Genomic DNA, 23,992 nt, shown 5'->3' on the forward strand with positions numbered 1-23,992 from the left:
CAGGTGGCCTGCACGTTCATTGCTCGTCCCCTTCTCTCCGCTGGGGAGAAGGGGTGATCTCATTACGCGCTCAACACCTCGTCGCCCGGCCGGACCTGCAGCTCGTAGAGCGCCTTGTAACGTCCGCCGAGCGCCAGCAGCGCCGCATGCGTTCCGCGTTCGACGATCTTTCCGTCTTCGACGAACAGGATCTGGTCGGCATGCATCAGCGAGCTCAGGCGATGGGCGACGATGATAGTCACGCGGTCGGCGGCATAGCGGCGCATGGCGCTGCGGATACGCTGTTCGGTGGCGGCGTCGATTGCCGCCGTCGAATCGTCGAACACCATCACCGCCGGCTTCAGCATCAGCGCACGGGCGATCGAAAGACGCTGCCGCTGGCCGCCGGACAGCGAAACGCCGCGCTCGCCGACGACGGTATCGTAGCCTGTGGGCAGGCCGAGCACGTAATTGTGCAGCTGGGCGCTTTCGCTGGCGCGTTCGATGCGGCCTTCCTTTGCCCAGGGGTCGCCATAGGCGATGTTGTTTTCGATCGTCGTCGTGAACAGGAAGGAATCCTGCTGCACGACGGCAACCGCCCGGCGCAGCGATTGCAGCGTCGCCTTGCGGATGTCCTGGCCGTCGATCGTCACCTTGCCGCCGCTGACGTCGTAGAAGCGCGGAATGAGATGGGCGATCGTCGACTTGCCGCTGCCGGGAGGCCCGACGATGCCGATCGTCTGGCCGCGCCTGGCTTCGAAGGAGACATCATGGAGCACGGTGCGCTTTTCCGCACCGGGATAGGCGAAGCTGACATTCTCGAAGCGCAGCACGCCGTCGGTAATGTTCAGGTCGCGCGCATCCGGCGCATCCTTGATCGCGATGTCGAGGTCGAGCAGGTTGAAGAGGCGTGAGCCGCAGGTGGAAGCGCGGGCGAAGGCATTGACCATCAGGCCGAGCTGGCGCACCGGCATCTGCAAAATGGTCATGAAGGTCAGGAAGGAGGCGAGCGTGCCGACGGTGATTTCGCCCGACATGACCTTGCCGCCGCCGACGAAGAGCACCAGGCCCATGGCTGCGAAGAAGGAGAAGGTCATGGCGCTGGTATTGGTCACACGGATGCCGACGCGCTGATGGGCGAGCGCCAGTGCGTTTTTCGAGGCCGCCTCGAATTTCGACATTTCGTGGTCCTGTGCGGCAAAGGCGCGCACGACGCGGATGCCGCCGAGATTTTCCTCCATGATGCGGGTCAGCACCGACAGCCGCTCCTGCAGGTCGAGCCAGGTGGCGCGCAGCTTGAGCTGCGTCACCGAGGAGCGCCAACCGACGAAGGGCACGAAGGAGAGCGCCAGAAGCCCGAGCACGACATCGGTCGACAGCAGCATATAGGCGCCAATGCCGATCAGGATCGACAGCAGGATCATCCGGACCAGCGCCGTCGAAAAATACATGCGCACGCCCTCGAGATCGAGCAGGCCGATGGTGATCAGGTCGCCGGAATGCACCGTGTCGTGAAAGCTGAAGGAGAGGCGCTGGATCTTCTCGTAGCAGGCCAGCCGCAATTCGTAGCCGATGTGATGGCCGACGGCTTCGCTGTAATAGTTCTGCACCATGGTGAACAGGCCGCGCAGCACCGCCGCGCCGAGCAGCAGCAGCGCCGTGGTCAAAAGCGCGTCCTGGGCCGCCTGGCCTGCAGCCCCGCCGCTCATCGCCATCTGCGTGTGGTCGACCGCCTGGCCGAGAAGGCGGGGGATCATCAGCTGGAAGGTGGAAGCGACAAGCGTGGCGCCGATCGCAAAGCCCGATTGCCAAGGGTGGCGGAAGGCCATCATGGTGATGCGCACCAAGGTGTAGAGGCCTCGGCCCCAGCCTGCCGCAGTTGCAAGCGCCATCGAAGCCGAAGGCTTCGTCGCGCGTATTAACGCATCGCTGCTCACGGTATTTTTTCCAATAGATGTGGTGCTCGGACGCTGGCCCGAAAAGACGGCAAATCCATGAAGGGATTGATAGCACCGTCACTTTTGCCGATTCCGCCCGGGGGTTCAAGTAAACAATTCACCAACTGGTTATTTTTACGTGAGGTCCTCTCGCATCCCCTTGGGAACAATCGGCGCGCGGGTGGGTTGCAGCAGGCGAACCCTTGAGGCAACCATCACCGGAGAGAGATCCATGCCGCTGAAAGCCCTCGCTCTCAATGCAACACTGAAGACCAGTGATGCCAAGGAGCCGTCTTCGACCGACCGGATGATCGGTCTTATCGACAAGGCGCTGTCGGCCTATGACGTCAAGACGGAGGTGCTCCGGCTTGCCGATTTCAACGTCAAGCCAGGCGTCACATCGGACGAAGGCGCCGGCGATGACTGGCCTGAAATTCGCGCCAAGCTGCTCGCCGCCGATATCTTGATCATGGCGACGCCGATCTGGCTCGGCCAGCCTTCCAGTGTCTGCAAGCGGGCGCTGGAACGGATGGATGCCTTTCTCGACGAGACGGACGATCAGGGCCGCATGATCTCATATGGCAGGGTCGCGGCCGTTGCCGTCGTCGGCAACGAGGACGGCGCCCATCATGTGTCGGCCGAGCTCTACCAGGCGCTGAACGACGTCGGTTTCACCATTCCGGCCAATGCCGTCGCCTACTGGGTCGGCGAGGCGATGGGCTCCACCAATTTCGTCGATATCGACAAGGTGCCGAAGGTCGTGACGAAAGCCGTCGACATGCTGGCCCGCAATACGGCACATCTGGCGGGCTTGCTGAAGGCGGAGCAATATCCGGGCGAGGGTGGCTGACGCCCGAACACACGCCCTTGACGCTTCAAAATCATATTATCTTTCAATAGCTTGAATCGGCATGACAATAAAGCTCTTGCCATGGGCGCCGTTTAGCGCTTTCATACACGACTAGTTTAATAGACTATCGGATGAGCGTGATTGCTCCGCTCGTGCACTTTCGAGGCCTCCGGCTCGGACCTCGATGCTGCGGCAGATGTTCGTGAATGGCCGTGTGAACCTCATCAACGCATGATCTGCCTTTTTTATGCGTTGAAACCTCGATCGACACACAGTGCGGATGAAGCCGCAAAGGAGTTGCGATGACGGTTCAGGGACTTTTTTCCGCCAGAGCCAATGCGGCGGCGCAGATATCCGCCGTGCCGCGCATTGCGATCGTCGGCCGCGGCTTTTCCGGCATGATGACGGCGATCGCGCTGATGAAGACGGTGCGCGCGCCCTTCCATCTGCAGCTGTTCGACCCCAATTCGTCGGTCAGCGGCGGGCAGGCGCTGGCCTCCGCCCGCGCCTCGACGATCCTCAACACCCGCGTGCGCGATCTCTCGGTCGCGGTCGGCGACAATGACGATTTCAACGACTGGCTCTGTAGCAATACAGCCTTTCGCGCCGCGGTACCCGCCGCCATCCCGGGTTTCCGGCAGATCTTCGTGCCGAAGGAAATCTTCAGCGATTATGTCTACCAGCGCTTTTCCGAAGCGCTTGCCGCCCGCCGCGACATTACCGTTCAGGTCTGCAACGATCCCGTCGTCGCGATCCGCCGGAGCCACGGCAACCGCTACCTGCTCGAAAGCGCCAATCCCGCCAACCCGCTGTTCGATACGGTAATCCTTGCCACCGGCTACGGCCTCGGCGATCAGGATACCGGTAAGCGGGAGGTTTCGCCGGTCAGGGCCCAGCGCCTGGTGGCAAGGCCGCATGCGGTGCTGCTCGGCAGCGGCATCCGCGTCGTCGACCAGTTGCTGCAGCTGCGCGATTGCGGTTATGCCGGCCAGGTGACGATCATTTCCCGGCGCGGCTTTCTGCCTCAAAGCCATACGCCGAATTCGGCCGATCCGGTGTTTCCGGCCGAAGCGCTGCCCGAGAGCCTGCCCGACATCGTGCGCTTCATCCGCCAGGCCTGTCGCGAGGCGGAGGAAGAGGGCCGAAGCTGGCAATCGGTGATGAACGGACTGAGGAAACATGCCCGCTCGCTCTGGCGCTCGCTGCCGGCGCGCGACAAACACCAGTTCAACCGGCATTTGAGGGCAATCTACGACAGCCATCGCAACCGCCTGCCGGAGGCCATGCATCTGCGGCTGAAACGCGAGCTTGCCGAAGGCCGCACGGTGTTGCGCCGCGGGCATGCCGGCCGCCGGGGCCTGAGCGGCCTGTTTTTCACGCCGGCCGGTTCCTCTACCGAGGAGATCATCCATGCCGAGCGCATCATCGATTGCCGCTGTCAGGCGCCGGATCTTTCGGCACCGGCGATCCAGAGCCTGTTTTCCGCCGGTCTCGCCATGCCGGACGAACTCTCCCTCGGGCTGGCGGTCAATGCGCGCGGAGAGCCTTTCCTCGAGGACGGCGCGGCGGTCGCAGGGCTTTTTGCCGTCGGTCCGCTCGGCCTTGGCAGCCTGCCCGATATCGATCTCGTGCCGGAAATCGTCTCGCAGGCCTATGCCGCTGCCGAACGGGTCGGCGAGCGGTTCTATCCGCAGGTGAAAGCCGTCTGAAAAACGAGGCTGGTTCGGAACCATCCGCCCGCCGCCGCGTTATAAAGCGCTGGTGACTCTGAGGGGCCGATGGAAGCATTGAATAGAAATGATACGTCTCTTAACGAGGAGGGACGATTTCGCTTACTGGTCGATGCCATCACCGACTACGCCATCTATATGCTCAGCCCCGAAGGCATCATCACCAGCTGGAATACCGGGGCTCAGCGTTTCAAAGGTTACAAGCCTTCCGAAATTCTCGGCGAGCATTTTTCGCGGTTCTATCTGGATGAGGACCGCGCCGCGGGAATTCCGGAGCGCGCGCTCACCACGGCGAAAGAGCAAGGCCGGTTCGAAGGCGAGGGCTGGCGTAAGCGCAAGGATGGCAGCCGCTTCTGGGCCCATGTGATCATCGATCCGATCCGCCGTCCCTCCGGTGAACTCATCGGTTTTGCCAAGATCACCCGCGATCTGACTGAACGCAGGGCCGCCGAAAACGCGATCCGCCAGAGCGAGGAACAGTTCCGCCGGCTCGTCCAGGGCGTCTCGGACTATGCGATCTACATGCTCGATCCCGAAGGCAATGTCAGCAGCTGGAATTTCGGCGCCGAGCGCATCAAAGGCTATAGGCCTAAAGAAATCATCGGCCGGCATTTCTCGACCTTCTATACTCCCGAGGACCGCGAAGCCGGTATTCCGCAAACCGCGCTCAGGATCGCCCGTACCGAAGGCCGGTTCGAGAGGGAAGGCTGGCGCGTGCGCAAGGACGGCACGCGTTTCTGGGCCAGCGTCGTCATCGACGTCATCCGCGGCGATGACGGCGAGGTGCTCGGTTTTGCCAAGATCACCCGCGATATCACCGAAAAGATGGAGACCCAGCGGGCATTGGAGCAGGCGCGCGAAGAGCTCTTCCAGTCGCAGAAGATGGAAGCGATCGGTCAGTTGACCGGCGGTATCGCCCATGACTTCAACAATCTGCTGATGGCCGTGCTCGGCAGTCTCGAAATCCTGAAGAAACGGATGCCGCAGGATCTATCGCTGACATCGCTGGTCGACAATGCCATGCAGGGTGCGCAGCGGGGTGCTGCGTTGACGCAGCGCATGCTGGCCTTTTCCCGCCGGCAGGAACTGCATATGGAGCCGATCGACGTCTCCGGCCTGATGCGCGGCATGATGGATATGCTCAGCCGTTCGCTCGGGCCACTGACCAGGATCGAGACCTCGTTCCCCATCCGGCTGCCGACGATCCTTACCGATCCCAACCAGCTGGAGATGGCGATCCTGAATCTCGTCGTCAACGCCCGCGACGCCATGCCATCCGGCGGCCGGATCGTGCTTCGCGCCTCCGAGGAATCGGTGCCGTCAGGCAAGGGTCCGCTGCGGTCTGGCCGGTATGTCCGTATCGCGGTGATCGATGAAGGCGAGGGCATGGATGCAAAGACGATGGAGCAGGCAGTGACCCCGTTCTTCACCACCAAGGGTGTTGGCAAGGGCACCGGTCTCGGCCTTTCCATGGTGCAGGGTCTTGCCTCCCAGTCTGGCGGCCGCCTCATGTTGAAAAGCCGCCTCGGCGAAGGCACGACAGCTGAATTGTGGTTCCCGGTCGTCACTGTCGAGCAGGTAGCCGAGGTCACAGCAAACCCGCCGCAACGCGCGGAAAATACGCCGCGCGGGCTGCGTATCGTCGCCGTCGATGACGATGGTCTGGTGCTGATGAATACGACGCTGATGCTGGAGGATCTCGGTCACACCGTGTTCGAGGCGATGGCAGGTCCCGAAGCGCTGGAGATCCTGCGCAGGCAGCCGGTCGATCTGGTCATTTGCGACCACGCCATGCCGCGCATGACGGGCGCCGAGCTCGCCGAGGTGATCCGCGAGGAGTGGCCCGAGATGCCGATCATTCTCGCAACCGGTTACGCCGAGCTCCCCGAGGGCACCCGCATTGCCAATCTGCCCCGCCTCGGCAAGCCCTTCTCGCAGGCGCAGCTCGCCGATGCGATCAGCCGGGTCGCTTCTTAAAGGGCGCGGAGCGGCTATGCGCGACGCTTATCATCGCCACTATCCTGGATGACGTCGCGGTCGGTTCCCCCGCGGAGTTCGCTCGGCGTCAAGACTTGTTGTTCACTCGCCGTGGCTGACGATGCACCGCTGAGGAGGCGTTTTTCGGTCTCTTGCAAGTCAAGGATCGCCCGTTCCATCCGCTCAGCCGGAGTTTCGCGTGCGGTGACGCGCCACCGGTGATGCTGCCACAAGGTAACGAGCAGGCGTCGGCTCGGAACTTCTATCGTTTCATGAAGGAACCATGCTCCCCCCACTGCAACGACAAGCGCGACCGCGATCACGGCCGATTCCGGCATCAGAGTTTCAAAAGTCCGATGCACCAGGAACATTATCGGCACGTGGAAAAGATAGAGCGAGAAGCTGATCGTCCCGAGAAACCTCGCAGGCGCAGCCGCCAGGACATAGGCTGCGATCGGAGGCTGCCGAGCAACCAGCGCGACAATGACGGCTGCGGCGACGGCGCTTTGCAGGCTCCAGAATTCAGGGGAAAAACCAGGCACGAGATGCCGGTAAGTGAAGAACACCGCCAGCAGGAAGAGCGTGAAAGTTCCGGTGAGAGGGGATGGCGTCCATCGATCCCAGCAGGAATGCATCTTCCCGGCAAGTGCGCCGAAAAGAAAATAGGGGAGCTTGGACAAGAGCATGATTCCAGGCCCAGGCAATTCAAGCAGACCATCGACGACGACGACCACTGCGAAGCCGACGATCACCCCGCTGTAGCGTTGCGGGCGGGCTAGGCAAAGCCACAGGATCGGGAAGAGCAGATAGAATTGAATTTCAGGTGGAATTGACCAGAAAACGCCACTTGAGCCCAGAAGAAAGACATGGCGCACAAAATCGGTGCCGCCGATGATCGGCTGAACGAAGCCCAGATTTTGTATGCCGGACAGCATCGCCACGAGCAGAACGGCAGCCAGATAAACCGGATAGATGCGGGCAAATCGGCTCACCAGAAAATCCAGGACGTTTTCTCGGGTCACCTGCCGCGCGCCGTAGAGATGGGCCATCAGAAAGCCGCTGAGGGCAAAAAACAAGCCGACGGCTTCGCTGCCCATGGTCGTCAAAAGCGCGGATGCCCCTGGAAAGATAAGTCCGACATGCGCCTGCACGACCAGCAGGGCGGCGATACCGCGCAGGCCATCGAGACTGGGAATGTAATCCGGCCGGTTCATGTGCAGCTTTTGTAAAATTCCGTTCCGATAAGAAGTATCGGACATCGCTTTACACGATCTTAATCCGGTTGCGCTCGAGCCGCTTGGCGCAACCGCTTGCCGCACCCGGATTAAGCCCGGCGGCCTCTTCCCATCTCGCCGCGAAGGATGAACAGCAGCAAGGCGAGCGCCATCGCCGCCAACCCATACCAGGTGATCGCATAGACGAGATGGTTGTTGGGGAAATGGATGATCGTCAGACCGCCGACAGGCAAGCCGCCCGGATTGGCCGAGGCGCCGGCATCGATGAAATAGGGCGCGATCGCAGCGACGCCACGCTTTTGCGCGATCGCCGCGACATCGCGCGAATACCAGCGGTCGGCGGCAGCGTCGTTGGCTTGCAGCAGCGATCCCTTCGGCTCGGTCATCCGTATGAGGCCGGTGATCTCGACGGGGCCTGACAATTCGCCCCCGCGGCGGGTCGCCGGATCGCGTCTATCGATCGGCACGAAGCCGCGATTGACGAGAATGGCCGTGCCGTCGGCGAGTGTTAGCGGCGTCATTACCCAATAACCCGGACCGAGCGCCGTCGACGCATAGACCAGCGTCTCCTTGTCGTTTGCCAGAGCTCCGGTCGCACTCACCCGCCGATATTCGTCGTCGGCGGCATTGACCTTGCCCCAATCGGCCTGCGCCGGCGCCGGAACCGGTGGCGCATGCACACGCTGGTCGACGCGGGCGATGAGGCCGCTCTTCCAGGCGAGCCGCTGCACCTGCCAGGTGCCGAGCGCTGCGAGAATTGCGGCAAGCAGCGCCAGGCAGACGCAGAAGAACGCGCGTTTTGCCCGAGAGGGCCGTCTTGCCGATTTGTCCGGAGCCACGCTCATGGGCTGAACCGATGCCGCCGGCGCTGCCGCCGGCGCCCCGTGACCATCACGGCATGTTCTTCATCATCTCGGGGCTCATCGGCATCATGTTGGTGTTGAGATGATGCATGACCCAGAGAGACCCGGAGAGAGCGATGGCGACGATGATGATGGTGAAGATCAGCGCCATCATCGTCCAGCCGCCCTCACTGCGCGGGTTCATGTGCAGGAAGAAGACCATATGGACGACGATCTGGATGGCGCCGATGCCCATCACCAGCACCGCCGTCACCAGCGGGCTGGCGAACACGCCTGCCATGACGAGCCAGAACGGAATGGCGGTCAGGACGACGGAGAGCGCAAAGCCCGTCATATAACTCTTGAACGTGCCATGGCCGGCCTGGTGACCGTGGCTGTGGCCGTGATGGGCCTCGTGGGCATCCTCATGTGCGGGTGCTTGCGAACTCATCCGAGTACTCCGAGCAGATAGACGAAGGAAAAGACGCCGATCCAGACGACGTCGAGGAAGTGCCAGAACATCGAAAGGCACATCAGACGGCGGCGGTTGGCCTCGACCAGCCCGTGCATCGACACCTGCACCATCAGCGTGATCAGCCAGATGATGCCGAAGGTGACGTGCAGGCCGTGCGTGCCGACCAGCGTGAAGAAGGAGGAAAGGAAGGCGCTGCGCGTCGGCCCGGCGCCCTCATGGATCAGGTGGATGAACTCGTAGAGCTCGAGCCCGATGAAGGCTGCGCCGAACAGGCCGGTGACGGTGAGCCAGAACAGCGTTTCCGCCTTGGCATTCCGCTCCATCTGCAACATGGCGAAGCCATAGGTGATCGAGGAGAACAGCAGCATTGAGGTGTTGAGGGCGACGATCGGCAGATCGAAGAGATCGGCCGGCGACGGACCGGCCGCATAGTTGCGACCGAGCACGCCGTGCGTGGCAAACAGCACGGCGAAGATCAGGCAGTCGCTCATCAGGTAGAGCCAGAAACCGAGATTGGTGCTGTTCTCTGGGTGATGGTCTTCCGTCAGGTAGAATTCAGGCTTTTCGGCCGTGTCGATGGTCTGATCGCTCATGGTCTTTACACCTGCTCGGCAAGCAGCGCGGTGCGCTTGCCTTCCGTTGCGGTCACCTCTTCGGCGGGGATGTGGAAGTCGCGTCGGTAGTTGAAGGTATGGCCGATCGCCACGACCAGCAGACCGACGAAGGAGACGACGACCAGCCACCACATGTACCAGATCAGGCCGAAGGCGAGGGCGACGCTGATGGCCGAGAGGATTGCGCCGGTGCCGGTGTTCTTCGGCATATGGATCGGCCGGAAGCCTTCCAGCGGCCGGGCATAACCGCGGTTCTTCATATCGTACCAGCTGTCATGGTCGTGCACGACCGGCGTGAAGGCAAAGTTGTAATCCGGCGGCGGCGAGGCGGTCGACCATTCCAGCGTGCGGCCGTCCCAGGGGTCGCCGCTATCGTCACGCAGTTCCTCGCGCTTCATGAAGCTGACGGCGATCTGGATCAGGAAGGCCACGATGCCGAGCGCGATCAGTCCGACGCCGAAGGCGGCGATGATGAACCAGATCTGCAGCGACGGGTCTTCGAACTGGCTCATGCGGCGGGTGACACCCATCAGGCCGAGCACATAGAGCGGCATGAAGGCGAACCAGAAGCCGATCTGCCAGAACCAGAAGCTCAGCTTGCCCCAAAAGGGATCGAGCTTGAAGCCGAAGGCCTTCGGGAACCAATAGTTCACGCCGGCGAACATCCCGAAGAGAACGCCGCCGATGATGACGTTATGGAAGTGGGCGATGAGGAACAGCGAATTGTGCAGGACGAAGTCGGCCGGCGGCACGGCAAGCATGACGCCGGTCATGCCGCCGATGACGAAGGTAACCATGAAGCCGACCGTCCACAGCATCGGCACCTCGTAGCGGATGCGGCCGCGATACATGGTGAACAGCCAGTTGAAGATCTTCGCCCCGGTCGGGATCGAGATGATCATCGTGGTGATGCCGAAGAAGGAGTTGACGGAAGCACCCGAGCCCATCGTGAAAAAGTGGTGCAGCCAGACGATGTAGGACAGGATCATGATCACGCAAGTGGCGTAGACCATCGAGGCGTAGCCGAACAGGCGCTTGCCGGAGAAGGTGGCGACGACTTCGGAGAAGATGCCGAAGGCGGGCAGCACCAGGATGTAGACCTCCGGATGACCCCAGATCCAGATGAGGTTGATGTACATCATCGGGTTGCCGCCGAGGTCGTTGGTGAAGAAGTTCGTTCCGGCATAGCGGTCGAGCGACAACAGGGCGAGCGTTGCCGTCAGGATCGGGAAGGATGCGACGATCAGCACGTTGGTGCACAGCGCCGTCCAGGTGAAGACCGGCATCTTCATGAAGGTCATGCCTGGCGCGCGCATCTTGACGATGGTGGCGATCAGGTTGATGCCCGAAAGCGTCGTTCCGACACCGGCCACCTGCAGGCCCCAGATATAATAGTCGACGCCGACACCCGGACTGTAGGCCGCGCCCGACAGCGGCGGATAGGCGAGCCAGCCGGTCTGGGCGAATTCGCCGATGAACAGCGACAACATGATGATGATCGCGCCGGCCGTGGTCATCCAGAAGGAAAAATTGTTGAGGAAGGGGAAGGAGACGTCGCGCGCGCCGATCTGCAGCGGCACGACGAAGTTCATCAGGCCGGTGACGAAGGGCATCGCCACGAAAAAGATCATGATGACGCCGTGGGCGGTGAAGACCTGGTCGTAATGGTGCGGCGGCAGATAGCCCTCCGAACCATTGAAGGCGATCGCCTGCTGGATGCGCATCAGGATCGCGTCGGAGAAACCGCGCAGCAGCATGATGACGGCCAGGATCACATACATGATGCCGATCTTTTTGTGATCGACGCTGCAGATCCAGTCGTTCCAGAGCGGACCCCAGAACTTGAAATAGGTGATGAGGCCGAGCACCGCGATGGCGCCGATGACGACGCCGATGAAGGTCACGACCAGGATCGGCTCGTGATAGGGAATGGCATCGAGGGTCAACCGGCCGAAGACGAACTTCAGGAGGTCAGGATTGGAAAACATGGAACAACCCGTTCATTATGTCTTGCGACGCAAAGCGCCAGGTTAATTGTTGTCGTTGAGCTGCGCCGGCGCAGGATCGGCGCCGTTGGTCATGCCGGGCATGGAATGGCCGTCATGCTGCATGTCCATGCCGGGCGTGCTTTGCATGCCGGGCATATCGTGCTGCATGCTGTTGCCGTCGCTTGACTTGGCCGGTTCGCTGCGCGCCGGAGCACCCGTTGCCGGCACGGTGGCGGCGGGCGCCACGATGCCTTCGTCGGCATGGCGGTTGTCATATTGCAGCTTGTCGCGGTTCTCGGCACTTTCCTTGCCGCCGCCGCCCGTCATGTCGATGTGCATCATCTCGTTCATGCACATCTTGCCCGGCGTGGCGCACATGTTGAGGATGGCGTCATAGAGATCGGCATCGGCGCCGGCGAAATAGCGCACCGGCTCCTTCTCGCTCGGCTTTTCGAGCTTCAGATAGGCGTCGCGGTTGAGCATGGTGCCCTTTTGCTTGACCTGAGCCACCCAGGTGTCGAAGCCTTCGCGGCCGAGGCCGTGGAACTTGAAGCGCATATGCGAGAAGCCCGAGCCGCTGTAATTGGCGGAGAAGCCCTCATACTCGCCCTCTTTGTTGATGACGGCGTGCAGCTTGGTCTCCATGCCCGGCATGGCGTAGATCTGGCCGGCAAGGGCGGGGATATAGAAGGAGTTCATCACCGAGGAGGCGGTGATCTTGAAATTGATCGGCATGTCGACCGGGGCAGCAAGCTCGTTGACGGTGGCGATGCCGAGTTCCGGATAGAAGAACAGCCACTTCCAGTCGAGCGCCACGACTTCGACGGTCAGCGGCTTGGTGTCGGCCGGGATGGTGCGTTCGGCATCGAGGCGGTCGAGCGGGCGGTAGGGATCGAGCTTATGGGTGGAAATCCAGGTGACGGCGCCGAGCGCGATGATAATCGCCAGGGTGCCGCCCAGATGACGATTTCGAGGCGGGTCGAATGGTGCCATTCCGGGGCATAGGTTGCGGCGGTGTTGGAGTGGCGGTAGCGCCAGGCAAAGAGCAGCGTCAGGAAGATCACCGGGATGATGATCAGAAGCATCAGCACCGTCGAGATGATGATGAGATCGCGCTGTTGCACGGCGATGTCGCCGGACGGCGCCATGACCACCATGTTGCATCCTGCCAGGAAAAGCAGCGGCAAGACGGATAGAAGGCGGGAAAACTTCATGAGTTTTGGCACGTCTCTAAGCTCTTGTTGTTTCGTTTGTTCCGCGACTAAAGCACTGAACCGGATCGCGACATGAGGCCTTTGGTCGCAGTGCAGCAAGCATGCCGCAGTGCGGCGTAAACCCGGGTGTCCTATAGCGTTGAAATCCTGACGGAATCCAGAAGGATTTTTCGCCAGCGCATGTTCAGTCCAATATATCCGCAAGAACCGGCCAGGCCAGCATTTGCAGGGGAAAATCACTGTCCGGATCCCGCAATTTTTTCCCCTCCACGCTCATTTGCGCCGCGATGATGAACTATTTCAGTCTTACGGACTTGATAAGCCTGCAGGTTTGATCAAGATCACGCTTGGGGCGCCTTGCCGGAAGCGCCTTAACGAGGAGGCGTTTATGGCAACAACATCGCATTACGGACCGTCGTCATCGTCGCTTGAACGCGACGCGCGGCGCATTCACGACGACAAGCCGGTTTCGCCGGGCAGCATCGCCATCGGCGTGGTGATCGGCCGCATGTCGGAATTCTTCGATTTCTTCGTCTACGGCCTCGCCTCCGTCCTGGTCTTTCCACAGCTCGTCTTCCCCTTCGCGCCCGACAGGCTGACGGGCACGCTCTATTCCTTCGCCATTTTCTCGCTCGCCTTCCTCGCCCGACCCGTCGGCTCCGTCGTCTTCATGACGATCGACCGGATGTACGGGCGCGGCACCAAGCTGACGATCGCGCTTTTCCTGCTCGGCGGCTCGACGGCCTCGATCGCTTTCCTGCCGGGTTACGAGGAGATCGGCGTCTGGTCGATCGCGCTGCTGGCGCTCTTCCGCCTCGGCCAGGGTTTTGCGCTCGGCGGCGCCTGGGACGGGCTTGCCTCGCTGCTGGCGCTGAATGCGCCGGCCAATCACCGCGGCTGGTATGCGATGATCCCGCAGCTCGGCGCGCCGATCGGCTTTGCGCTGGCGAGTACTCTGTTCGGTTATTTCGTCGCCAATCTTTCGAGCGAGGATTTCCTTTCCTGGGGCTGGCGTTATCCCTTCTTCGTCGCCTTCGCGATCAACGTCGTGGCGCTGTTTGCGCGTTTGCGCCTGGTGATGACCAAGGAATTCGGCACGCTGCTCGAACAGCATGAACTGGAAGCAGCACCGATCCTCGACGTGCTGCGCGTTCACGGCCGCGATATCCTGATCGGCGCCTTCGTGCCGCTCGCCAGTTTCGCCATGTTCCACCTCGTCACCATCTTCCCGCTTGGTTGGATGAGCCTTTACGGCAACCAGCCGATCGGCGCCTTCATGGTGGTGCAGGTGATCGGCGCCGCGGTCGGCATCCTCACCATCATCGCCTCGGGCCTGATCGCCGACCGTATCGGCCGGCGCGCCCAGCTTGCCATCTGCGCCGTCATCATCGCCGTCTTCAGCTTTATCGGGCCGAGCCTGATCGCCTCCGGCAATAGCGGCCATGACGCCTTCGTCATCATCGGCTTCGGCGTACTCGGTCTGTCCTTCGGCCAGGCGACCGGCTCGATCTCGTCGCGCTTCGGTCGGGGCTATCGCTACACCGGCGCCGCCTTCACCTCGGACCTCGCCTGGCTGATCGGCGCCGGCTTTGCGCCGCTGGTGGCGCTCAGCCTCTCCAGCCGCTTCGGCCTCACCTTCGTCGGCTACTACCTGCTCTCCGGCGCCATCTGCACACTGGCCGCACTCGCCTTCAGCAAGGCGTTGGAGCAGCGCGAGTAGGTTTATTAAGCGGGCCTGCGTCCACGACGCGAGCCCCTCATCCGCCTGCCGGCACCTTCTCCCCGCGCGCGGGGCGAAGGGATATGCCGCACCGTTTCCGTTCCCTACCCACCTCTCGCAGGGCACGTACGCTGGGCGCCCGTAAAGGTTACGGGAGAGCGGCCGTCGGTGCGAAGTCGTGAAGCGTGTAAGCCCGGAGAGCAAGTGAAGAAAAGCGCTTACACGCCCTCATCAGATCGCCAGATCCGCAATTGGCCGACCGACGAGGCAGGACGCGGCGGTCGTCTCGATGGGACGCGGGAACTGGTCGTTCCGCGTACCGCATTTCTGCTGGTCTACCGTATCGACAGAAAAGCACAGAGAGTGGAAATATTGCGCTTTCTTCATGGCGCCCAGCAATGGCGGCCAAAACGCTGAATGCGTTTCTACTGCGCCATCTGCGGCTGCTTTGCCGCCCGCGCCGCGGTCAGTTCCGCCGTGGTGTGGTTCAGGCGGTCGGCGAGCACCCGCATGATTTCCACCGCCATCTCCGGAAAGTCGCTGAGCAGCTTCAGGAAGTGCTCCTTGCTGATGCGCAGCACCTCGAGCGGTGAGGTGGCGCGTACCGTTGCCGTGCGCGAGACGTCGCAGAGGATGGCGATTTCGCCGACGATGGAATTGAGTTCGACATCGGCGACCTTGATCTCGCCGGCCGGCGAGGAAACGATGATATCGGCGGTGCCGGAGAGGATGACATAGGCGGCATCGCCGACATCGCCCTGATGGAAGAGATTCTGTCCGGCCTTGTAGGTCATGCGGTCGGAGGTAAAGGCCAAAAGCTTGAGCTTGGCTGGCGCAATCCTTGAAAAGATCGGCACCCGGCGCAGCATTTCCACTTCGTCTCTCAACAGCATGAGCGTTTCAATCCCCTGACGCAGGGTTCTTGGAACCAGGCGCCTTCAATTCCGAGCGTCCCCCCGGGAACGCCTACCATCGCCGCGCCTATAGAATATTACGATAACAGTTCCTTGAACATCCCGTTTTTCTCGGAAAGTTCCGGATAGTTTCCGGCTTCGGCCAGGCCGCCGCGGTCGAAGAGCAGGATTCGGTCGAACATCTCGGCGAGCCGCGCATTAGAGAGTACCCAGATGATCGACGGGCGCTTGCCTTCTTCGTGCAGGTCTTCGACGATGTTGCGGGTGATCTGATCCTGAACGCGCTGGTCGAGCGCCGACAGCGGTCGGTTGAAGATGAAATAATCCGAGCGTTTCAACAGCGCGCGGGCAAGATTCAGCTTCTGCCGCTGCACCATGGTCAGCCGCTTGCCGCCGGAGCCGACGTCGAATTCGAGGCCGATCGCCAGCACGTCGTCGTAAAGATCGAGCGCATCGAAGAGCTCGCCCATGATGGCGCGGATGCGGTCGGAGGCGTCGGCCTGTTGATAGGCGATGCGGCCGAAAAGCACATTGTCCATCAGGCTTGCCGACGGGGTGAACCGTTCGGCGTCATAGCGCTCGATCAACTCGGCGAGGTCGGCCGGAATATGCTCGTGGAACTGCTTGCGGGCGCTGACGATCTTGGCCATCAGTTCGTCGGTCAGCAGACCGAAGCGGTGGCGCGGCTCGATATAGGCAAAACTCAAGCGGATGATGGCCGAACGTTCCTCGGGCGTGGCGTCCTCGAAGCGGCGGCTTTGCAGCTTCTGCAGCAGTGCCTGGTAGGTCGGTATATCGTCGGCCGTCATGAAGGTCAGTTGCTGGAAGAACGGATGGTCCGGCGGCAGGTCGTGGAAGAGTTCGACGGCGTTTTCGGCGATTTCGAGGCCCATGGCGTAGAGATCGGTGCTCAGGCCCGTCTCGCGGAACAGCTGCTGGAAATAGGGATGGGCAGCAAGCCGGCGATTGGTCATCAGCGGCCGCTTCATCGTGCCGAAGAGCAGGTTTTCGCCGACCGTTGCCTGGGCGTTATAGGCGTCGAAATCGAAAGGCACGACGATACCGTCGAGACCCTCGTCACGCAGCCGGTCTCGGAGCGAGGCGCGCAGCGCCACGACATGGTCGCTGACCGCCACATGCACCTCGGTGTTGACGTTCGAGCGCAGCGCCAGATCAAGGATGTCCTGCGAGATCAGCACGGCGTCGAGCACCGGGCGGATGGCTTTCAGCAGGTCCTCCGGCCCACTGGCGCCGGCTGCCTTGTAATCCACCCAGTCGCTGTTGAGGTCGAGCGTTGGATTGCCGGCCTTCACCGCCTCGACGGAATGCCATTTATACTCCAGCGCTTCCTTCTCGTCGTAGACGGGATCCGTCATCGGCGCGTGTTTGAGGCCGTAAAGCAGATTGCTGGCGAGCGTGCCATGGAAGAAGAAAGTATCGGCCGAGGCATAGGAGATGCGCCGGCCGGTGATGGATTCCGGCAAGTCCAGGAGGTCACGGCCGTCGATGGTGATACGGCCGGAATCCGGCCAGACCATGCGTCCGAGGGCTTCGGCGAAGGCTTCCGCGCCGCTGCCGTTCGGGCCGACGATCGCCACCGTCTCGTTCGGCTTGATCTCGACGGAGACGTGGTCGACGAGGCGGGCGCCGCTGTCGTCGGAGAGCGAGAGGTTGGTGACGACAAGTGCGCTCGTCAGCGCGCCGACGGGGGCGGTCGCCAGCTCCTGGATTCGGCTGTCGATCAGCGGCTCGACATTGAACTGCTCGTAGACCTGCTGGTACTTCACCTGCACGTCCTGGCGCATCTGGTCCCAGTCGATCAGTTCCTTCAGCGGTCCGGGCAGGTCCTTATAGGCCGAGATGACGGCGACGAGCTGGCCGATGTCGAGCCGGCCCTGCAGCGCCAGATAGCCGCCGATCGCGTAGAATAGGAAAGGCGTCACCTGGGCGAGGAAGTTGTTGATGAACTTTACCAGGAACTTCCACTGGTAGAGGTCGTAGCGGATGGAAAAGATCCGGCCGAGCCGTGAGGCGATGTCGGCGCGTTCGAGGTTGGATGTGTCGTTGCCGTGGATCGTGCCGATGCCGTCGACGATTTCGCCGACGCGGCCGGACAGTTCGCGCGCCGTCAGCTGGCGCTGACGGCCGAGATCCAGCAGACGCTTGCGCATGCGGGGAATGACGACGGCCTGGACGCCAACGATGCCGGCCGCGATCATGCCGAGCCAGAAATTCTGCACGATGATGAAGGCGAGCGCCGTGATCGCCTGGCCGCCGAGAAGGGCAGGCGAGACGAAGGCATCGCCGGTGAAGCCGCCCATCGGCTCCACCTCGTCCTTGATCATCGTGGCGATCTCTGCCGATTTCACCCGCTTGAAGTGGATGGGCGGAAAACGCAGCACCCGGTCGATCAGTTCGAAGCGGATGCGGCGCAGCATGCGCTCGCCGAGCCGGCCCTTATAGGTGTTGATATAGAACTTGAAGAGGCCGTTCAGTACCACCAGCGCCAGAAACACCAGGCTGAGGGCCATCAGCATCTGAAAGCGGTTGAGCTGCAAGCCTTGAAAGAATTCGACATGTCCGATCAGCGGAATGTCGTAGGCGATGTGCATGAAGGTCTGCCTGGCGCCCGGACCTTCGAAACCGTCGCCCTGAATCGGTCCATTGACGATCTGCTTCGGCAGGTCGAAGGACAGGAAGTAGGGCACCATCGAGGCGGCGACGACAGCCAGAATCCACAGCTGCTGCAGCCGCGTGTTCTTCCAGATGTAGCGGGCGAGGCTTTTTTCCATGGCTAACCGTCAGCGTGCTGGGAAATTCCGGGGGCCGGGATGGGGAGCAATTCTGAGAACAGGACCATGCAGCCGGACCGCCGATATCGCAATGAAAACAAGGCGAAGGGACCGGCTGCAGATGTGCCGATTCTCGCCGGAATATTGCTTATATCACAGGAATTTTGGATTACAGCGCCGCGCGTCTGAAAAGACGGCCAAAGGACACCATAACGCTTGGAATTGCTGCATAATTTTATCCTTAAATCGATTCCGATTTACGGAATTATGCGGCAGCAGATGGCTCGGCAATCATGCAGAGATCGGTGCAGCGAACAAAAACATACCCCCGGAGAAAATCCGGGGGCCGGTCGTTGAAGATCTGAAGAGAGGTCGCGCTCAAGCGGCGATCTTTCGCAGCATGGCGTTTGCAGAGGAGCAGCTCATCGCTTCCGCGATCATATCGGCATCCTCATTGCTGATGCCGAACAGGCCGAAGCGAAGCTGGTAGCCCCAGTTGGGGCCGACCCGTGTGAAGGCCAGCCGATCAAGCAGGGGCCGGATCGGCGTTTCCTCTGCAGCCCGCCAATCGACATCCCGCCGCCAGGGCCTGAAACCGCTTTCCATCTCCACCTGCTAGGGCGCGCCGTCGCGTGCCGCGCCGATCGCGGTGAAAGCCTGCAAGCGGTCCTTGCCGCCAAAGACGACGGTGGGCGAGTAGTAGATCACGCGATCCCCGGGCGAGATTCGCCTCAGAGGTGATGCCTTGCCGTGACAGACCTGCATGAAGCCGGCTTGGCGGCCGATTCGGACATGCGCTGCGGAAGCAACGGCGATCCAGGCTTTGGCCATGGGTCAAACCTCCTCGGCCATGGAGTAGACACGCAGGCGATGCCCATCCGGATCGGCGGCCACGAAGCTTCGGCCGAAATCGAGATCGGTCGGCGCCATGACGATATTCGCGCCCTTGGCCTGCCAATCGGCGTGGGTCGCATCGATCTCGCTTGATGTCGCGACCTTAAAGCCTATTTCGCAGCCACCGCCGGGGACTGCCGGCGCGGGCTCCACGCCCGCTTTGCCCCAGAGACCGAGCCCGAGGCCGGATGGCAAAATGAACATGGCGAAGGTCTCGCTCGCTTCCACGGGCTCCTTCCCGAGCAGCTTGGTGTAGAAGCGGGCGCTCGCCGGGGCGTCGTTTACGTAGAGAAGAATGCTGTTGCTGGCGGTCATAAAAGTCTCCTGTTGTTCGTTGGACAGCAGAAACTTATGACCTGATACTGCCAAATTCTGGCAGTATCATACGTCTCGATGCGGTATTCCCTGGATCTCCCGCCACTGTTTCAGCAGCGCCTGCCTGCGCTTGGGATAACGCGCGTCGAGCGCGTGCGCATGCACGATTCGATCCGTGCGGAACGAGCGGAAATCCTGGCGGAGTTCGCACCATCCGAGGAGGACGCGCACCTGGTCGAAAAAGGCAAGCGCGAACGGCCACACCAAACGCTCCGACGCCACGCCGGCTCCGTCGCTATAGGACAGGGAAAGCTTGCGTTCGGTGCGGATCGCCTTGCGCAGTAGCGCTGGATCGACCGAGTCGACAGGGATTTTGACGCCCGGCCCCACAAGAAGGGCGGATGCATCCAGCGCGTCGCGCAGTTCGGGCGGTAGCACGGCAGCGATCCGCGCCAGCGCATTTCGCGCCGCATCGCGTAATGGATCGTCCCCTCTGTCCGCCACCCACCGCGAGCCGAGGACGAGCGCTTCTATCTCCTCCGGCGGAAACATCAGCGGTGGCAGGAGAAATCCCGGTTTCAGGATATAACCGACACCCGGTTCGCCCTCGATGGCCGCGCCCTGGGCCTGAAGGCTGGCGATATCCCGATAAAGCGTGCGAATACTGACGCCGATCTCGTCGGCCAGCACGCCGCCGCTCACCGGCCGGCGGTGGCGGCGCAATACCTGAAGAAGGTCGAGGAGGCGTTCGGAGCGGGACATGCGGCAAACTTATACAGGCTTGCTGCTGCCAGATAGTGGCAGGATGCGATTTGGACGGGCCGGAGCCTTGCCTCAAAACCTCGAATTGCCGGCAATCATCGAGCGAATGATGCCAGCGGTTTTCTCAGCCCCTTCGAGATCGAGCGAGACCGGCCCGCGGCGCGGCGCGGCGAGCGCTTTTTCGACCGCTTCCTTCACATGGTCCGGCGTCAGTCCCGTTTCCGGCAGGATGTCGGCGAGATCCAGCGCCTGCAGCCGCTCGGCGCGCACCGTCTGCTCGGTCTCGCCGCCGGCGACGAAGGGGATGAGGATCGCCCGGCATTCGGTGCGCAGCAGATCGCCGACCGTGTTGTAGCCCGCCTGCGAGATCGAGACCTTGGCGCCGCGCAGCAGCGAGGGAAAATCCTTGCGGAAGCGCACCAGCGTCACGTTGTCAGCCGCATCCCGCGACAATGCAGCGAAATCGGCTTCCGGCAGGTTCGGGCCTGATATCAGCAGCCAGCGAAGATTGCGCGGCAGCAGGGCCGCCGCCTCTTTCGCCGCGCCGATCAGCGCGGCGCCGACCGCGCCGCCGCCGGCCGATGCGATAATATCGAAGGTTTCAACCGGTTCCGGCGCCGGCGGCGCTGCCACGAGGCCGGTATAACGCAGCCTGTCGGCGATTTCTGACGTCAGCGGGAAGGTGTCCTCGAGCCTAATGAAGCCGGGGTCGCCATGGACGAGCACCGCATCGAAATGGTCCTTGACCAGAGCTGCAGTCTCCGCGTCGCGGCCGGCCTTGCGGTTTTCCTGGAGGATGTCACGCACCGAGCTCAAAAGCTTCGGCCGCGGTTCGGCCGTGTCGATCGCCGCCAGCAGGGGCAGCAGCTCGAAGCGCATCTGCCGCCGGCCGAAGGGGAAGGCTTCGATGATGACGACATCGGGCCTGGCGGCACGGAAGGCGTCAAGCAGCAGATCGCGGCGGGCATTGAGGAAATCCTCGCCGGCCGGGCGGCCATCGGCATCGGCGAGGCCGGAAAAACCGGCATTGCTGGCGACAACCGGCGGCATGGCGACGGTCTTCACGCCTTCGCCGGGAAAACCCGGCACCGGCAGGCCGCCGGTGACGACCGTGACGTCGAAACCGTCCTTGGCGAGCGCATTGGCGATGCGGCTGGCACGGGCGATATGGCCGATGCCGAGCAGATGCTGGACGTAGAAGAAGATACGCGGTGCCGTCATGACGCCTTCTGCCATTCGGCCTCGAACAAGCCGGTGAGCTGCCGGATGCTGGAGTGATAGTCGAAATCGGCGCGCACCCGCCTTTCGGCGGCGTCGCCAAGGCGCTTGCGCAGCGCCGGGTCGCGGATCGCCGTCTCCAGCGCTTTGGCAAGCAGCGCCGGATCCTCCGGCGGCACGACCAAGCCGTTTTCGCCGTCCTCCAAAAGTTCCGGCACGCCGGATACCGTCGTGGAGACGCAGACGAGCCGCTGGCTCGAGGCTTCCACAAGCACGTTCGGCAGGCCGTCGCGGTCGCCATTGGCGGCGATCCGGCAGGCAAGCGCGAAGAGGTCGGCGCGGCGGTAATGATCGAGCACGTCTTCCTGCGCCATGGCGCCCTTCCAGGCGATGCGGTTGGAGAGGCCGAGCTCTGCGGCCAGCGCCTTCAGTTTGGCCAGCGCCTCGCCGCCGCCGATATGGTCCATGCGCCAATGGAGGTCGGCGGGCAGCAGCGCCAGTGCCCGCAGCAGCACGTCGTAGCCCTTCTTCTCGACGGCCCGGCCGACGCTGAGGATGACGGCGGGATCGTCGGGGTCGCTGCCGGTGCGGTCCGAACGCTCCCCGGCAAAATGGCCGAAACGGGCGAGATCGAGACCGTGGTAGCTCAAGTGCACGGCGTCCTTGCGGGATGTCAGCGATCGCATGTGTTCATAGCCCGTCCGTGTGCAGGTGACGGCCCAGCGGGCGCTGCCGAGTTTTTCCTGCAGCTCCCAGTCGGGCGAGGTCCAGATGTCCTTGGCATGCGCCGAACAGGTCCAGGGTGTGCCGGTGAGGATGCTCGCATATTCCGCCACCGAGGCTGGCGTGTGGATGAAATGGGCATGCAGCCATTCACCGCCATCAGGCCATTCGCGTCCCAGCACCAGCGCCTGGCCGAGACGGCGGAAGCGGTTGCGCGAGATGTCGCGCGGGAGGTCGGCGAGGAAACGTTTGATCAGCGCCTTGAAACCGGGTTTGGAGAAGCCGGCGACCAGTCCCTTCAGCACGCGGATCGGTTCCTCGTGCAGATATTCCGGCAGGTAGACGACGCGCGCCTTGATCTCGTCATGCACGGGATGGCGTTTCTTGTCGGTTGGCCGGCGCATCGAAATCAAAGTGAGGTCGAAGCCGGCCTTTTCGAGACCGAGCAGCTCCTGGGCGATGAAGGTTTCCGAAAGGCGGGGATAGCCTTTCAGCACGACGAGAATCTTGCGGCGTGGCGGCAAGGCTGTGGCCTATTCCGCGACGAGGGAAAGGTGGCTGGCGCGGCCGTCGATCCATCGCCCGACTGTCTGCGAGATGTGGTCCAGCCCTTCGAGATGCATATTGCTGCCGCTCTTCGACGGCGGCAGGCGGAAGGGCAGGCGCTTCAGAGCCTCGGCCATGATGGTGGGATCGGCTGATTGCTCCGGCTGCAGCATATCGACGAGGCCGAGCTCGCTGGCGCGCTTGGCGCGCAGCAGCTGTTCCTCGCGCGGCTTGACGCGCGGCACGATGAGGGCCGGCTTGTCGAAGGAGAGGATCTCGCAATAGGTGTTGTAGCCGCCCATGGCAACGACGCCGGTGGCGCCGTCGATCAACTCTTCCATGTGGTTGTCGAACTCGATCACTTCGATATAGGGAATGGCTTCGCCCTTCTGCACCAGCTTGGCGCGCTCGGCGGCCGGCATATAGGGGCCGAGCACGACGAGCGCCTTCTGCGTCAGCGTCGGATCGGCCTCGTAGGCGTTCATCACGTCGTGGACGAGATCGGAGCCGTCGCCGCCGCCGCCTGTCGTGACCAGCAGGTAATTATCCTTGCGGGCGTTGATCGAGGTCTTGCCCTTGGAGACGCTGCGCTGCAGGAAGCCGACGAAATCCATCTTCCGGCGCAGGCTCACCGGCACGTCGAGACCGATCAGCGGATCGTAGAAATCAGGCGGGCCATAGACCCAGACGCTGTCGTAATATTGGTCGATCTTCTGCATGATGCCGTTCCTCTTCCACTCGGCCTCGAGCAGATGCGGCGCGTCCATGATTTCGCGCAGGCCGAGCACCAGTACGGTGCCGCGGGCCTTCAGATAGGCGAGCGTATCCTCGACCTCGCCCTTTAGCCCCATCGGCTCCTTGTCGACGATGAAAATATCCGGCTGGAACGTTTCGGCCGTGTGGCGGATGCTCGATTCGCGCATCTTCAGCGTTTCGTGCAGGTCGATGTGGCTGGCAAGCGAGGTATATTCGCCGTTGCGCAGCTTGATGACGCTCGGGATCTTCACGAAGTCGACGCGGGCGCGATAGTCGAAGGCGCCGGCGATGGTCGCGCCCGAAATGATCAGGATGTTGAGGCCGCGATAATCCTCGACCAGCGCATGGGCGATGGCGCGACAGCGCCTGAGATGGCCGAGGCCGAAGGTGTCGTGACTGTACATGAGGATGCGCGCATCTTCGAGACGTCTCACCATGGGTGTTCCCTCCGGGGTGAACAACATGCGTTAGTACCCCCACCGTCCGGAGGCCACGTGGCGGGGGCGGTGCC

At 62.3% G+C, this 23,992-nt stretch carries 17 protein-coding genes and 3 pseudogenes; 5 read left to right on the plus strand and 15 right to left on the minus strand.

The window, feature by feature from the left end:
* Window positions 1-62: 62 nt before the first annotated feature.
* Entirely contained in the window at window positions 63-1,871 is a 1,809-nt protein-coding gene (locus tag FFM81_RS30590; RefSeq protein ID WP_138385878.1) for an ABC transporter ATP-binding protein, read from the minus strand.
* A 277-nt stretch (window positions 1,872-2,148) separates the two neighbouring features.
* Here FFM81_RS30590 and FFM81_RS30595 point away from each other — a divergent pair, with 277 nt between their 5' ends.
* The 3 genes from FFM81_RS30595 to FFM81_RS30605 all read left to right on the plus strand — a co-directional run bounded on the left by FFM81_RS30595 (window position 2,149) and on the right by FFM81_RS30605 (window position 6,473).
* Complete coding sequence (locus tag FFM81_RS30595; RefSeq protein WP_003563524.1) at window positions 2,149-2,766, plus strand: flavodoxin family protein; 618 nt, start codon at window positions 2,149-2,151, stop codon at window positions 2,764-2,766.
* Window positions 2,767-3,068: 302 nt separating this feature from the next.
* Window positions 3,069-4,475 (plus strand): FAD/NAD(P)-binding protein, encoded by a 1,407-nt coding sequence (locus FFM81_RS30600; RefSeq protein WP_138385819.1) that lies wholly within the window; start codon window positions 3,069-3,071, stop codon window positions 4,473-4,475.
* 69 nt (window positions 4,476-4,544) lie between these two features.
* The gene (locus FFM81_RS30605) at window positions 4,545-6,473 is read left to right on the plus strand and encodes a hybrid sensor histidine kinase/response regulator (protein ID WP_025419040.1); all 1,929 of its coding nucleotides are present in this window, start codon (window positions 4,545-4,547) and stop codon (window positions 6,471-6,473) included.
* A gap of 14 nt (window positions 6,474-6,487) precedes the next feature.
* On the opposite strand, the gene FFM81_RS30610 is transcribed toward FFM81_RS30605, so the two are convergent.
* The 6 genes and pseudogenes from FFM81_RS30610 to cyoA form a co-directional block, all read right to left on the minus strand.
* Window positions 6,488-7,687 carry an acyltransferase family protein gene (locus FFM81_RS30610; protein ID WP_138385877.1) on the minus strand — a complete coding sequence of 400 codons (1,200 nt, stop codon included), beginning with the start codon at window positions 7,685-7,687 and terminating at the stop codon, window positions 6,488-6,490.
* A gap of 110 nt (window positions 7,688-7,797) precedes the next feature.
* Window positions 7,798-8,553 (minus strand): SURF1 family protein, encoded by a 756-nt coding sequence (locus FFM81_RS30615; RefSeq protein WP_097534357.1) that lies wholly within the window; start codon window positions 8,551-8,553, stop codon window positions 7,798-7,800.
* Between the two features lie 46 nt (window positions 8,554-8,599).
* Window positions 8,600-9,001 carry a cytochrome o ubiquinol oxidase subunit IV gene (gene cyoD, locus FFM81_RS30620; protein ID WP_097534359.1) on the minus strand — a complete coding sequence of 134 codons (402 nt, stop codon included), beginning with the start codon at window positions 8,999-9,001 and terminating at the stop codon, window positions 8,600-8,602.
* The gene (gene cyoC / locus FFM81_RS30625; RefSeq protein ID WP_097534362.1) at window positions 8,998-9,618 is read right to left on the minus strand and encodes a cytochrome o ubiquinol oxidase subunit III; all 621 of its coding nucleotides are present in this window, start codon (window positions 9,616-9,618) and stop codon (window positions 8,998-9,000) included. Before cyoC ends, cyoD begins: the two co-directional genes overlap by 4 nt.
* Before the next feature lie 5 nt (window positions 9,619-9,623).
* Complete coding sequence (gene cyoB, locus FFM81_RS30630) at window positions 9,624-11,627, minus strand: cytochrome o ubiquinol oxidase subunit I (protein ID WP_097534364.1); 2,004 nt, start codon at window positions 11,625-11,627, stop codon at window positions 9,624-9,626.
* A gap of 42 nt (window positions 11,628-11,669) precedes the next feature.
* A pseudogene (cyoA, locus tag FFM81_RS30635) lies at window positions 11,670-12,841 on the minus strand (ubiquinol oxidase subunit II).
* 388 nt (window positions 12,842-13,229) lie between these two features.
* On the opposite strand from cyoA, the gene FFM81_RS30640 reads away from it, so the two are divergent.
* Window positions 13,230-14,561, plus strand: coding sequence for an MFS transporter (locus FFM81_RS30640; RefSeq protein WP_138385817.1), 1,332 nt, complete (start codon window positions 13,230-13,232; stop codon window positions 14,559-14,561).
* Window positions 14,562-14,825: 264 nt separating this feature from the next.
* A pseudogene (locus FFM81_RS33025) lies at window positions 14,826-14,978 on the plus strand (type II toxin-antitoxin system RelE/ParE family toxin); the annotation flags it as partial.
* A gap of 8 nt (window positions 14,979-14,986) precedes the next feature.
* Here the strand turns inward: FFM81_RS33025 and FFM81_RS30650 are convergent.
* The 8 genes and pseudogenes from FFM81_RS30650 to FFM81_RS30685 form a co-directional block, all read right to left on the minus strand.
* The gene (locus tag FFM81_RS30650) at window positions 14,987-15,454 is read right to left on the minus strand and encodes a cyclic nucleotide-binding domain-containing protein (protein ID WP_003563501.1); all 468 of its coding nucleotides are present in this window, start codon (window positions 15,452-15,454) and stop codon (window positions 14,987-14,989) included.
* Window positions 15,455-15,552: 98 nt separating this feature from the next.
* On the minus strand, window positions 15,553-18,267 hold the full coding sequence (locus FFM81_RS30655) for an ABC transporter ATP-binding protein (protein ID WP_025419036.1): 2,715 nt from the start codon (window positions 18,265-18,267) through the stop codon (window positions 15,553-15,555).
* Window positions 18,268-18,645: 378 nt separating this feature from the next.
* A pseudogene (locus FFM81_RS30660) lies at window positions 18,646-19,098 on the minus strand (EVE domain-containing protein).
* Window positions 19,099-19,101: 3 nt separating this feature from the next.
* A complete protein-coding gene (locus FFM81_RS30665; protein ID WP_025419034.1) occupies window positions 19,102-19,476 on the minus strand; it encodes a VOC family protein in 375 nt (124 codons plus the stop codon).
* A 66-nt stretch (window positions 19,477-19,542) separates the two neighbouring features.
* A complete protein-coding gene (locus tag FFM81_RS30670) occupies window positions 19,543-20,238 on the minus strand; it encodes a helix-turn-helix transcriptional regulator (RefSeq protein WP_128397608.1) in 696 nt (231 codons plus the stop codon).
* A 72-nt stretch (window positions 20,239-20,310) separates the two neighbouring features.
* Window positions 20,311-21,459 (minus strand): glycosyltransferase family protein, encoded by a 1,149-nt coding sequence (locus tag FFM81_RS30675; protein WP_138385816.1) that lies wholly within the window; start codon window positions 21,457-21,459, stop codon window positions 20,311-20,313.
* Window positions 21,456-22,703: a glycosyltransferase family 4 protein gene (locus tag FFM81_RS30680; RefSeq protein ID WP_138385815.1), complete on the minus strand. Its 1,248-nt coding sequence runs from the start codon at window positions 22,701-22,703 to the stop codon at window positions 21,456-21,458. The genes FFM81_RS30675 and FFM81_RS30680 overlap by 4 nt, the downstream gene beginning before the upstream one ends.
* A gap of 9 nt (window positions 22,704-22,712) precedes the next feature.
* Complete coding sequence (locus tag FFM81_RS30685) at window positions 22,713-23,918, minus strand: glycosyltransferase family protein (protein WP_003563484.1); 1,206 nt, start codon at window positions 23,916-23,918, stop codon at window positions 22,713-22,715.
* Between the last annotated feature and the right edge of the window lie 74 nt (window positions 23,919-23,992).

The sequence above is a fragment of the Rhizobium hidalgonense genome (genome assembly GCF_005862185.2).
Taxonomy (GTDB): Bacteria; Pseudomonadota; Alphaproteobacteria; order Rhizobiales; family Rhizobiaceae; genus Rhizobium; species Rhizobium hidalgonense.